The sequence below is a fragment of the Bradyrhizobium sp. 44 genome (genome assembly GCF_023073095.1).
GTDB lineage: Bacteria > Pseudomonadota > Alphaproteobacteria > Rhizobiales > Xanthobacteraceae > Bradyrhizobium.
This window is the reverse complement of record NZ_JADPIY010000014.1, coordinates 776,982-789,331: the sequence shown is the minus strand read 5'-3', so window position 1 is coordinate 789,331 and position 12,350 is coordinate 776,982. Positions and strand designations below refer to the sequence as shown.

Here is a 12,350-nt window from a genome sequence, read left to right as displayed (position 1 = left end):
CCTTGGCGCCGCTGATAAGGGATTGGCTCGCATCAAAATGCATGCGCGCTTGCCCGGCGATGCAAATGCGCCTCATCAGATGCGCCGCTCCTGCTTGAGGCGGTCGATCGCGGAGGCCGCCTCCGGCGGCAGCGACTTGAAGCCCATCCGGCCGGCCGTCGAGAACAGCGGCCGCAGGTGCGAGCCGGCGAGAAACGGCGGCTGGCGGTTGGCCGGCACGATCTGGTCGAACACAAGCACCAAGGTGGTGGCGACGAGGCCGACCCTGATGGCGCCGAGCGCTGCGCCGCCAAGCCGGTCGCCGATGCCGGCCTGCCGTATCGTGTCGCTCAGCGCCAGGCGGCCGAGATATCCAAACAGCATGCCGACCACCACGAAGATGCCGAAGAACCAGATCCAGTTCTGCAGCAGCGGCGCATTCGGATTGCCCGCGACCTGAGGGACGATCAGCGGCATCAGCGCGACGGCGATGGGGGCGGCGAGGAGATAGGCCAGGATCGTCATGGCGCTGCCGAGCAGGCCGGTCCTGAAACCGAAGCCGATCGCGATGGCGAACGCCGCATAGACGGCGAGATCGAAACTGTTCATGCGTGGGAGCCTGCCATGGAACGAGTGAACGCAGAACCGATCATTCCGGTTTCAGATCGTTAAAATCGTCTGTATTGATGGCCCAAGCCCAGGGATCGCGCCCAACTAAAGCGTCAAGGAAAGCGTCATGTCAGACCTGTTCGACGTCAGTCAGGAAACCATCCTCGTCACAGGCGCGAGCCAGGGGCTGGGGCGGCAATTTGCCCGCGTGTTGGGGGCACATGGCGCGGCCGTCGCGCTCGCGGCGCGGCAGACCGACAAGCTGAAAAGCTTGGAAGACGAGATCCGCGGCAAAGGCGGCCGTGCCGCCACCGTCGCACTCGACGTCACCGACACCGCATCGATCGCCAGGGCCGTCGATGCCACGGAAGCCGCGCTCGGCCCGGTCACGGTGCTGATCAACAATGCCGGCATCGCCATCGAAAAGCTCGCGACGGAGCAGACCGAGGCCGATTGGGACGCGGTGATCGGCGCCAATCTCAAGGGCGCCTATTTCCTCGCGACCGAGATCGCGCGCCGCATGATCGCGCGCAAGCAGGCAGGCAACATCGTCAACATCGCCTCCGTGCTCGGCACCGGCGTGCTGAAGGCGCTGTCGCCTTACGCGATCTCCAAGGCCGGCATCATCCAGGCGACCAAGGCGATGGCGCTGGAGCTTGCGGGGCAGAATATCCGCGTCAACGCGCTGGCGCCCGGCTACATCGACACCGAGATGAACCACGCGTTCTGGTCGACGCCGCCGGGCGAGCGCCTGACCAAACGCATCCCACAGCGCCGCATCGGCGCCGAGTCCGATCTCGACGGCGCGATCCTGCTGCTCGCGTCGAAGGCCTCGCGGTACATGACGGGCAGCGTGGTGACGGTGGACGGCGGGTTCTTGTTGAATTGAGCGCACCGCTGTCGTCCCGGCCTAGTGCGCAATTGCGCACTAGGCCGGGACGACGAGGTAGAGTCACCGCATCTCCGCCCTGATCATATCCGCCGCCTTCTCCCCGATCATGATGGTCGGCGCATTGGTGTTGCCGCCGATCAATGTCGGCATGATCGAGGCATCGACGACGCGCAGGCCTTCGACGCCGTGCACCTTCAGCGCCGGATCGACCACGGCCATGGCGTCGGTGCCCATCTTGCAGGTGCCGACGGGGTGATAGACGGTGTCGACACGCGCGCGCAGGATGGCGCGGATGTCGTCATCCGTTCTCACATCGGATGTGAACATGTCCTTCTTCTGCAAAGCGCGCATCGCGGGCGTCTCCATCAGCCGTCGCGTGGTCTTGAAGCCCGCGACCATCGTCTCGAGATCCTCAGCCTCGCCCAAGAAATTCGGATCGATCATCGGCGCCGCCAGCGGATCGGCGCTTTTCAGCCAGACGCTGCCACGGCTCTTCGGTCGCAACAGGCAGACGTGGCACGAGAAGCCCGCCTCCTTGTGCTTCTTGCGGCCGTGGTCGTCGAGCATCGCGATGATGAAGTGCAGCTGGATGTCGGGCACATCGAGATCGGTTCGGGTTTTCAGGAAGCCGCCACACTCGGCGAAATTGGTGGTCATCAGTCCGCGCCGGTCCCCGCGATATCGCTGGATGGCGCGGAGGAGGGATGGCAGGCGGCCGAGCGATGAGTGGACGAAGTGCGGGTAGTCGGAGGCGTAGACGAACACGAAATCCGGATGATCCTGCAGATTGCGTCCGACGCCCGGCAAATGACGCACGACGTCGATACCGTGCGCGGCAAGCGCATCGCCATCGCCGATGCCCGACAGCATCAGCAATTGCGGCGACTGGAAGGCGCCGGAGGCGAGGATCACCTGGCGGCGGGCGCGCAGCTGCTTTGTCTGCTTGCCCTGTACATATTCGATGCCGACCGCGCGCCCACCTTCGAACAGGATGCGCGTGGCATGCGCCTGCGTCTCGACACGCAGATTGGCGCGCTTGCCCATGTGCGGATTCACATAGGCTCGCGCCGCGCTCCAGCGCTCGCCATTATGCTGCGTCACCTGGTAGCTGCCGAGCCCTTCGTGGTCCTCCGCATTGAAGTCCTCGCGGATGCGGAACTGCGCCTCGCGGGCGGCCTGATGGAAGATTTCGTGGATCGGATTGTCCGAGCGCAGTCTGTTGACATGCAGCGGGCCGCCCTTGCCATGATACGCGCCGTCGAAATCGGCGTTGTTCTCCGAGCGCTTGAAATAGGGCAGCACGTCCGCGTACGACCAGCCGGCATTGCCGAGCGAAGCCCAGTGGTCGTAGTCCCATTTATTGCCGCGGATGTAAACCATGGCATTGATCGCCGAGGACCCGCCGAGCCCCTTGCCGCGCGGTTGATAGCCGATACGGCCGTTCAATCCCTTCTGCGGCACGGTATCGAAGCCCCAGTTCGCGACCTTGTATGGCAAGGCGAGTCCGAACGGTGTGGTGATCCGCCAATTGTCGTTCCGTCCGCCGGCATCGAGCAGCGCCACGGATGTCCCCGCATCCTCCGACAGCCGCCCCGCCACCGCGCAGCCGCCGGAGCCCGCGCCCACGACGACGAAATCGAATGTGTCAGTCACTGATGTTTCCCCCTTTATCGTCATTCCGGGGCGCGTAGCGGGAGCCCGGAATCTCGAGGTTCCGGGTTCGCTTCGCGCCCCGGAACGACTACCCCTACGACATGAACCGCATCATCTTCTCCAGCCGCGCGATCTTGCCGCCGTAGGGCGGATAGAGGTCGGCGAGGCGGTTGAATTTCGAACGATAGAACACCGGCTTCAGCTTGCTGAACGTGCGAAAGCCCCATTCGCCGTGATAGGCGCCGGTGCCGGACGCGCCGACGCCGCCCATCGGCTGGTTGATTTGCGCGAAATGAAAGAGGCAGTCATTGATGGTGACGCCCCCGGAGACGGTCCGCGCCAGCACCTCGTCGCGCGCAACGTGGTCCTTGCCGAACCAGTACAGCGCCAGCGGCCGGTCGCGGGCGTTGACGAAGGCGATGGCGTCGGCCGGCTCGCGATAGCTGAGCACGGGAAGCACAGGACCGAAAATCTCCTCCTGCATCACCGCCATGTCTGCGGTCGCGCCCGCGATCAGCGTCGGCGGGAATTTGCGGTGCGCCTTCCAGTTCGGATCGTCCGCCTTCGCCGGCTGCAAGATCTTTGCGCCGCGGCTTGCCGCATCAGCGACGAGATTTTCCAGCCGCGCATAATGCCGGTCGGAGATCACGGAGGTGTAGTCCTTGTTGGAGGGGGCGGTGCCGAACATGCGCCGCATCTGCGCGCGCACTTTTTCGGCGAAAGCCTGCAACGCGCGCTCGGGCACCAGCACATAGTCCGGCGCGATGCAGGTCTGCCCGGCATTGAGCAGCTTGCCGTAGGCGATGCGTTCGGCGGCCTCTTCGAGGTCGGCCGAGGCGTCGATGATAACAGGCGACTTGCCGCCGAGCTCGAGCGTGACCGGCGTCAGATTGCGCCCCGCGGCCTCCGCCACCAGCCGCCCGACCCGGGTCGAGCCGGTGAACACCAGATGATCGAACGGCAGCGATGCGAAGGCCTTCGCGATTTCGTCCTCAATGCCGGTGACGAGCAACTCCGCAGCGTCGAACCGCGCGGCGACCGTCTCCTTCAGCAGCGCTGAGAAATGCGGCACGAGCTCGCTCGGCTTGATGATGACGCGGTTGCCGGCGGCGAGTGCGCCGATGGCGGGCGCGAGCGTCAGCTGCAGCGGGTAATTCCACGGCGCGATGATGCCGACGACGCCGAGCGGCTGCGGCATCAGCCGGTTGCGCGCGGGCAGGAATTGCAGCGCCGTCGAAACGCGCTGCGGCGCCATCCAGCTCTTGAGGTGTTTCGTGGCATGACGGATCTCGGAGAACACCATCATGGTCTCGGCGATGGTGGTCTCGACCGTGCAGCGGTGGCCGAAATCGGCCGAGATCGCCTGCCGGAAGCGCTCCTCGTTGTCGGCGACGACAGTGCGCAGCCGCGCCAGCCGGTCGAGCCGCTCGGCAAGGCCGGGCGCCGGCTCGGCCCGCGACCGCGCGATCATGGCACGGAAGGTTTCCTCAACGGCCCGAAGCGGGGCGCTCGGCGGGGGGCGGTCCAAGGGGCGATCCAAGGCGTGGTCCATGGCATTCTCCCCCCTTGAAGTGGCGTTTCCGCCTGGTTTTGTGGCCGCAAGCTGGCCCCTTGTGGAACTTCTGGCAAGGGCGGGCCAAACAGGCCGCAAATTCGTCCACCGCGCTGTCATAAAGTCGAAAAAAACGTCCCCGCAGCCCTTTCCAAAGGCACCCCGGGTTGGTACATACCGCCCGCACCCAACGGGCTTTGCCCGGGGTTGCCTTCCAAGGAAGCCTTCGGGACGGACGAAGCAAGCCACGCGAACAGCGCCGGCCCTTCATTCACCGTCCCCGGCACTTTCACGAAGGCAAAGCAACGGTTAACGCGGGGTGGAGCAGCCCGGTAGCTCGTCAGGCTCATAACCTGAAGGTCATAGGTTCAAATCCTATCCCCGCAACCAAGTTCGGACCTTACCGGTCCCGATCCGAAAATGGCCCGCATAACGCGGGCCATTTTTGTTTTGGGGCGTCCTCGATCATGCATGTCCTGCTTTGGCTGAGCCTTGGTTCGTTCGGGCCAAAGCGCGTCTCGTCGCCATTGGTGGAGGTCCCGAACGTAAGCGCGATCAGTCCAGAGCATGCCGTCCGGGGAAGGAACCCAGGATGCCGCCGGGCGTCAACACGAGTCACCGGCGCGTCCGGTGCTCACTTGTTGGCTTGCCGTCGTTCGGAAGGAGAGGGCCAATGCAGTTCGAAGATTTCGAGGCCGCCGATGTTCGGGCGGATGAGACACGTATCTTCATCCGTCGCGCCGGTTCGGGGCCGGCCGTTCTCCTGTTGCACGGATTTCCGCAGACGCATCTGATGTGGCGCGACGTTGCGCCGGTGCTCGCGCAGAACTTCACGGTGGTCTGCGCCGATCTTCGCGGATATGGCCAAAGCGATTGTCCTCCCTCCAGTCCGGACCATACGCCATATGCAAAACGAGCGATGGCAAAGGACATGGTGTCCGTCATGACGAAACTCGGCTTCGACCGTTTTTCGGTCGCGGGCCATGATCGCGGTGGCCGTGTCGCCTATCGGCTCGCGCTTGATCACCGCGAACGCGTGCAGCGGCTTGCCGTCCTGGACATCGTTCCGATCGCCGATGCCTGGGAGCGCGCCGACAAGAACCTGACGGTCGGCTATTGGCCGTGGTCGTTGCTTGCGCAGCCTGAACCTCTTCCCGAGCGGCTGTTGTCGGCAGCCCCCGATGCCATCATCGACAATGCGCTGCATGGCTGGGGGTCTTCAGCTGGCAGCTTCAGTCCGGCCGTGCGGGCAGCCTATATCGACGCGTTGAGCGATGAGGCGCATGTTCATGCGATCTGCGAGGAATATCGTGCGGCCGCGACACTCGATCACGCGCACGATCTGGCGGACCGTCGTTCCGGCCGCCGAATTGACTGCCCTGTGCTCGTGCTCTGGAGCGGTCGCGGCCCTCTGAACGCGTGGTATGCGAGCGAGGGCGGCCCGTTGGGGCTCTGGCGGAGCTGGGCCGATGATTTGGACGGAAAGCCGCTTGATGGCGGGCACTTCTTCCCGGAGGAGCTTCCGCAGCAAACTGCGTACGAGCTGAACCGGTTTTTCGGAAGCGGCGGATAGGACCAGCGGCTTGGCCGTGCTGCTTCCTTCGACAGCTCTTGGCGAGCGCGAGGGCTGCCCCTTGGGGCGGGCGGCGATCGGAAGCAAACATTAAGCCCGCGCTAATGCGCAGGCGTAATGCGTACTTGCGTACTATCCGAAGCTCAGGGTCTGTGCGGACAGACCATCGTCAGATTGAGCAGCGTGGGCGTCTTGCTGTCTGCCTCGTACTCCCACTCCAGCCGAATCTCATGCCGGTCAGCGTCGCGATCGGCCGGCGCATGCGTGATGATATTGGTCTTCATCGGAATCGGAGGCTCCGAGTTGAAGCACTTCCGGACACAGGCATCGAGCAACGCGCATCGCGTCAGGGGGATCACGTCCGGCTCGTCCTTCGACAGCGGTGTGGTATTCGGTTGGAACGTGAGATCGACGCGAGCGCGGCCCTTCTCCTTCTGCCAGTGCTTCGCGCTTCCCTGCGGCCACTTGCTCTTCGGCGTCAAAACTAGGTGATATTGGCCGTATTCCAATGTCGGGAGGTGGATATTTTCCGAGGCCTTGAGCTTCTTTACGCTCTTCTTCATGTTCTCCAATGGGTAGTAGTTACCATTCATCAGGTCCTTAAATGGCTTACCCGTATATACTCTCATGCCCATGTATTTTGCCCCTCAATGAGTACTTGGCTTCCCCGGGAAATGTGCAGCTCCGCGAAGCTTGACGACCACAACACGAGCCTGGCGGCTCGTCATACGCAGCCTGTTTTTCGCGCAGCTTTCGGCAAGCTACCACCTGGGACTGTGAATCGTCCAGATCAGCAACCGGTTCGAGGATGTTTGCCCAAGATGAGCCGCATGCCCCGTTGCTAACCAGGTTTCCATAAGCGATCTTATTGCTTCGTTCGCAGAGGCCGACCGACGATGCCGCTGCAAGGCCTTGAAAGCACGGGAATGCATTGCGCGGCATGTCAGTCGACGATCGACCCTGGCGACAGCCGGTGTCCCAATTGCGGTGCAGGCGTGCAACGTTCCGATCCCGACAGCGAACGACGGTTCGTCACGATTTTACGGGCCGATGTGATTGATTCCACCGGGCTTGTTGCCGAACTGGATCCGGAGGAGGCGGTCTCGCGCCTGGAGCCGGCCCTGGCGTCCATGAGAGGCGCGGTTCGGCAGTTCGGCGGCATCGTCAGCAAGGAGCTGGGCGATGGGCTTGCCGCGGTGTTCGGCGCCCCGATCGCGGATGACAATCATGCCCCGATGGCCTGCCACGCCGCGATCGAGCTCGTCCGCCGCGTCGCAAGCCTGGGTGACCCCGGACTTCAGGTGCGGGTCGGTCTCCACTCTGGCCATGTCGTGGCCTACATGGTCGCCAGCGAGTTCTCCAAGGTTTACGAGATCGGGGGCGCCGCCCAGCATCTGGCCGCGCGGTTGGAGGCGGCGGCAGAGGCGAATCAGATCTACGTCTCGGAGGCCTGTCAAAAGCTCGCCGAGGGACATGTCCGGTTCGAATCATTGGGCGACAAGTCCCTGCGCGGCTTCAATCAGCCCGTGCCGGTCTACCGGATCGTGGGCGCGAGCGACCTGTCGAGCTGGCGGGTACGGCGGGCGCGTAGCGTTTCTCGCTTCGTCGATCGCACGATTGAGCGGGCTCTGCTGGAGCGCACCTCCGGAAACGCCAGGACAACCCGGCAGAGCGTCCTGCTGCTGGGCGATGCGGGTATCGGAAAATCGCGGCTCGCGCACGAGTTTGCCCAGCAGCTGAGAGCGGATGGCTGGCGGTTGATCGATGCGGAATGTAGCCCGAACCTCCAAGGCGCGCCCTTCAGCACGCTCAAGCGGATCTTGCTCTCGATCCTGGAGGGGACAGCAAGACATCCCGGCAGTCCAAGCGATCCTCGGGACGATCTGCCGGCGATACAACAGTGCGCCCTCGACGCAGTGCTCGACCTACCGATATCGAATCCGTACTGGGACGAGCTGGAGCCTCACGCACGGGGACAAGCGATCGCAGACGCAAGCTGTGCCCTCGTTGGAAGCCTGGCCCATCGCCAGCCAACGGTAGTCTTGCTCGAGGATCTGCACTGGATTGACCGTGCGAGCGATATCGTCGTAGCCGCCGTTGCGTCGCTACAGGCGCCCGGTCTTCTCGTGCTGTTCACCTCCCGGCCGAATGGCATGCCGGTCTGGATCGCGCGCTGTCCCGCCGAGATCGTCGCGATGCGGCCCCTCGACGACGATTCGGGGTTGGCCATGCTGGCAGACATGCTTGGCTCCTCGGAGACCAACGCCGATTTGAAGAGCCGGATCATTTCTCATACTGCCAACGTTCCCCTGTTCATCGAGGAGGTCTGCCGCGGGTTGAAGGATAGCGGCACGCTGCGTGGCCAATGGGGCGATCTTGCGCTCGTGCGTCCGATCGACGAACTCGGCATTCCCAGCAGCATCCAGGGCGTGATTGCAGCGCGCCTCGATCGGGTATCGAAGCAAGAACGGTCCATTCTGCAGATCGCCGCCACTTTGGGGCCGAGATCGAACGAAGCCTTGCTTGAAAAGATCGCAGCCCTGTCTCGTGACGTTCTCCAGGGGTGCCTCGCGGCGCTCGATCGCGCTGAGTTGCTTGTCAGGATCGATAGCGAATTGGAGAATTCCCTGGAATTCCGGCATGAGATGGTCCGGCAGGTCACCTATGACTCGATGGTCGAAAAGGTACGCGAAGACATCCATGCGCGCGTTCTTTCGGCCCTGGAGGACAGCGAAGGCAGTGCCGACGATCCCGACAAGCTCTGCTACCACGCCACGCGGGCGAAGGATTGGGACAAGTCGTTCAGCTATGGCAGGGCTTCGGCGAGAAGATGTCTGGCGCGGTCGGCATTTGCCGATGCGGCTGACTATTTCGAGGTAGCCATGAGGTCTTTGGACATGATGCCGGCGAATGCCTTGAGGGAGGCGAGCGCCGTGGATGTTCGTATCGAGGCGCGTGCGGCATTCATTGCGTCTGGCCAGATTGCCGAATGGCTCAACCTCGGCAAGGAGGCTGAGCGTCGCGCCGATGCGATCAACGACATCGGACGGAAGGTGGCGGCCATGACGGTCATGGCGGCTGCACAAAACTTCTACGGCACGCCCATCGAAGCGATCACCCTCGGTGAGCAAGTCGCGCACCTCGCGGAGGAGTGGGGTAATCCTGGATGGCTCAATGCCGCGCACTACGGGCTCGGACAGGTGTATTTTCTTGCCGGGCGCTACCGTGAAGCTGATCGATTTTTCGCCCGGAGCTGCGCTCAGCTGATGGGGCCGGAGCCCAGCGCGCCTTTCGGCTCGACACCGAAATACGCATTGTTGCTCTGCTGCATGATGAGCAGCATTACCCACACCGTCATGGGCGAGCTCGATGCCGCCGAACAACTTCAGCAACAGGCCGCGGAGATCGCGGGGGAGACGGGCCGGCCCTACGACCGTGTCGCCGCTGCCTATAGCGGCGGCTGGCTGATGCTCGGCCGCAACGAGCCGGCGGCGGCCGCGGCCATCCTCGAGGACGGTTTTGTCCTGGCGCAGAAGCACGGCATCCGGCTGTTCGTGCCGGTGCTCGGCTGTCACCTCGGCATGGCCTATCTGGAGCAGGGGCTGTTCGACCGGGCGCGCGGCATGCTGACGGAGGCGCGCGAGGAGGCGAAGGCGGTCGGCTATACCTCGGCGGTGCTGCGCAGCTCGATCTATTTGGCGCTCGCCACCCATCGCCTCGGCGACGTCCAGGCCGCGCAGAACATGCTGCGCGAGGCGCGCAACACCGCGCGGCAACAGGGGTTCTCCGGCCTGGAGGCGGAGGCCCTGTTCGGCGAGGCCGTGGTGACGCCGCCGTCGGATCCGGAGGCCAAGGCGGCGATCCTTGGCGCCCTGCGCGCGACCATCGCGATCGCCGCCGAGAGCGGCGCGCTGCCGCTGCGGCACAAAGCCGAGGCGATGCTCAACGAGATGCAGGCGACGGGCGACGAGCTCAGCTGACGGCAGCGGCGGCCGGGCTGCCATCGCGGCCGAAATCTGCCCGACGCGTCAAATAAATTCAGCAGGCGTCGCAATGGGTTAGCTACTGTGCATGGGGTTGTTTTCGCCCTTTTATCTTGAAGGGCCCTTCATGGCGCGGCGCAGAGGACGGCACGCTGGTGCGGCCCGCTCCGATGACTATGCCCTTGCACGCGCAGCAAGGTCGGCTACCGTCGGCCCTGGCCGCACGGCCAGGCGACTTTTGATTTCAATTTTTTAGCATTCGATTTTCCGGCGCCGCGACGGCGCGACGCCCACCGAAACGAGGCGGGGCCATGATCACACGGGACCAGTCAGCGCTGCTCGCGCCGGTCGAGCGCGACCTGCGGCTCGATCTCTTCCGCGGCATCGGTCTGTGGATGATCTTCCTCGACCACATCCCGCACGACGTCGTGGCCTGGCTGACCTTGCGCAATTACGGCTTCAGCGACGCCGCCGAATTCTTCGTCTTCATCTCCGGTTATCTGGTCGGCTGGATCTACGGCCCGATCGTCGCGGGCGGCTGGTTTGCCGCCGCGCTGAAGCGGCTGTGGCGGCGCGCGATCGAGATGTATGTCGCCCACATCATGCTGTTCCTGCTGTTCACGGCGCAGATCGCCCGCACCGCGCGCCGCTTCGACAATCCGATGTACGAGCACGAGTTCAACGTGTTCAATTTCCTGTCGCATCCGGACGAGCTGATCGGGCAAGCGATCCTGTTGAAGTACAAGCCGGTCAATCTCGACGTGCTGCCGCTCTACATCACGCTGGTGTTCGCCTCGCCTTTCATCGTGTGGTGCCTGGTGCGGCGGCCGAACCTGACGCTCGCCGCATCCGTGGTGCTCTACGTGCTGGCGCGCTGGTTCGACTGGAACGTCGCCTCCTATCCGCCCGGCACGCACTGGTACTTCAACCCGTTCTGCTGGCAGCTGATGTTCGTGTTTGCGGCCTGGTGCGGCATCGGCCAGATCGACAAGATCGCGAAATGGGTGTGGTCGAAGGCGGCGATGGCGCTGGCCGCGGCCTGGCTCGCCTTCGCGCTGCTGATCGTGATGACCTGGCACGTCCCCGTGCTCGAAGCCCTGATCCCGAAATGGATGATCAAGGCGATCTACCCGATCGACAAAACCGATCTCGACATGCTGCGCTTCACGCATTTCCTGGCGCTGGCGATCTGGGTGACGCATCTCATCTCGCGGAAATGGCGGACCCTGCACGGGGAATGGCTGCGACCCGTGATCCTCTGCGGCCAGCACTCGCTGCCGATCTTCTGCCTCGGCGTCTTCCTGTCGTTCTCGGCGCACTGGATCCTGACGCAATACACCAAGGGGGTCTGGGAGCAGCTCGCGGTCTCCGTCGTCGGCATCGTCATCATGATCGCAGCCGCCTGGCTGCTCGACCGGGCCGGACGGGTGCCGAACCTGTTCGTGAAGGTGACGGAGATCGAGGAGGCCGACACCGTCCTGGAAAGCGCGCCCGCGGACAGGTCTGCCGTGGCGCCCGCGGGTCATTGAGGTTCGCCGGCCTGTATTTTGGCGGAGAGATCCAACGGAGAAGTTCATGTCCAGACTTGTGTTGATGATCGCCGGCGCCCTCCTGCTCCTGATTTGTGGTGCGTCGGCGCAAGCACCGTCGCCGGAGGCGATGAGCGCGGCGCGCAAGCTCGTGGTCACCTTGAAGATCGCGGACCAGTATCGCGCGCTGTTGCCGCAGCTCCTGCTCAAGCTGAGGTCCGTGGTCGCGCAGGACAGGCCGGAGATCGAGCGCGACTATGACGCGGTGACGGCACCCGGTTCCGAGATCTACACCCCGGCCCTCAACTCGATGGTCGATCAGGTCTCAGCCCTCTATGCCCAGAGCTTCAGCATCGACGAGCTGCGTCAGATTGAGGCTTTCTATGTCCAGCCGGCCGGGAAGAAGCTTCTGGAGAAGTCGGATGCGCTGGCGCAGGCAAGCGCGCAGATCGGCCAGGACGTCGGCCAGAAGACGGCCGACGAGTTGAAGCAGCGCCTCATCGAGGCGCTGCGCCAGAAGGGGCACAAGCTTTGAGCTTATACCGACAGGGCTCGCGACCCTATACCTTGTCCGTCCTGC

Annotated in this window: 9 protein-coding genes and 1 tRNA gene; 6 read left to right on the top strand and 4 right to left on the bottom strand. The window is 63.9% G+C overall.

Annotation, left to right across the window (positions count from 1 at the left end; all coding sequences use genetic code 11):
• Positions 1–75: 75 nt before the first annotated feature.
• The gene (locus IVB41_RS14610) at positions 76–588 is read right to left on the bottom strand and encodes a CvpA family protein (protein WP_247406126.1); all 513 of its coding nucleotides are present in this window, start codon (positions 586–588) and stop codon (positions 76–78) included.
• Between the two features lie 127 nt (positions 589–715).
• Here IVB41_RS14610 and IVB41_RS14605 point away from each other — a divergent pair, with 127 nt between their 5' ends.
• The gene (locus IVB41_RS14605) at positions 716–1,477 is read left to right on the top strand and encodes an SDR family oxidoreductase (protein ID WP_247432110.1); all 762 of its coding nucleotides are present in this window, start codon (positions 716–718) and stop codon (positions 1,475–1,477) included.
• A gap of 63 nt (positions 1,478–1,540) precedes the next feature.
• Here IVB41_RS14605 and IVB41_RS14600 read toward each other — a convergent pair whose 3' ends face one another.
• Together IVB41_RS14600 and IVB41_RS14595 are read right to left on the bottom strand one after the other, a co-directional pair.
• The gene (locus tag IVB41_RS14600; protein ID WP_247432107.1) at positions 1,541–3,133 is read right to left on the bottom strand and encodes a GMC family oxidoreductase; all 1,593 of its coding nucleotides are present in this window, start codon (positions 3,131–3,133) and stop codon (positions 1,541–1,543) included.
• 94 nt (positions 3,134–3,227) lie between these two features.
• A complete protein-coding gene (locus IVB41_RS14595; RefSeq protein ID WP_247432104.1) occupies positions 3,228–4,685 on the bottom strand; it encodes a coniferyl aldehyde dehydrogenase in 1,458 nt (485 codons plus the stop codon).
• Between the two features lie 313 nt (positions 4,686–4,998).
• Here IVB41_RS14595 and IVB41_RS14590 point away from each other — a divergent pair.
• Positions 4,999–5,075, top strand: a tRNA-Met gene (locus IVB41_RS14590).
• A gap of 283 nt (positions 5,076–5,358) precedes the next feature.
• On the top strand, positions 5,359–6,258 hold the full coding sequence (locus IVB41_RS14585; protein WP_247406133.1) for an alpha/beta fold hydrolase: 900 nt from the start codon (positions 5,359–5,361) through the stop codon (positions 6,256–6,258).
• 143 nt (positions 6,259–6,401) lie between these two features.
• Here IVB41_RS14585 and IVB41_RS14580 read toward each other — a convergent pair whose 3' ends face one another.
• A complete protein-coding gene (locus tag IVB41_RS14580) occupies positions 6,402–6,893 on the bottom strand; it encodes a hypothetical protein (RefSeq protein ID WP_027570125.1) in 492 nt (163 codons plus the stop codon).
• Positions 6,894–7,184: 291 nt separating this feature from the next.
• Between IVB41_RS14580 and IVB41_RS14575 the strand changes: the two genes are divergently transcribed.
• The 3 genes from IVB41_RS14575 to IVB41_RS14565 all read left to right on the top strand — a co-directional run bounded on the left by IVB41_RS14575 (position 7,185) and on the right by IVB41_RS14565 (position 12,305).
• Positions 7,185–10,238, top strand: a complete 3,054-nt coding sequence (locus IVB41_RS14575) for an AAA family ATPase (protein WP_247432874.1) — start codon at positions 7,185–7,187, stop codon at positions 10,236–10,238.
• A gap of 314 nt (positions 10,239–10,552) precedes the next feature.
• Positions 10,553–11,770 carry an OpgC domain-containing protein gene (locus IVB41_RS14570; protein WP_247432101.1) on the top strand — a complete coding sequence of 406 codons (1,218 nt, stop codon included), beginning with the start codon at positions 10,553–10,555 and terminating at the stop codon, positions 11,768–11,770.
• Between the two features lie 46 nt (positions 11,771–11,816).
• Positions 11,817–12,305, top strand: coding sequence for a DUF2059 domain-containing protein (locus IVB41_RS14565; protein WP_247432098.1), 489 nt, complete (start codon positions 11,817–11,819; stop codon positions 12,303–12,305).
• Positions 12,306–12,350: the final 45 nt, after the last annotated feature.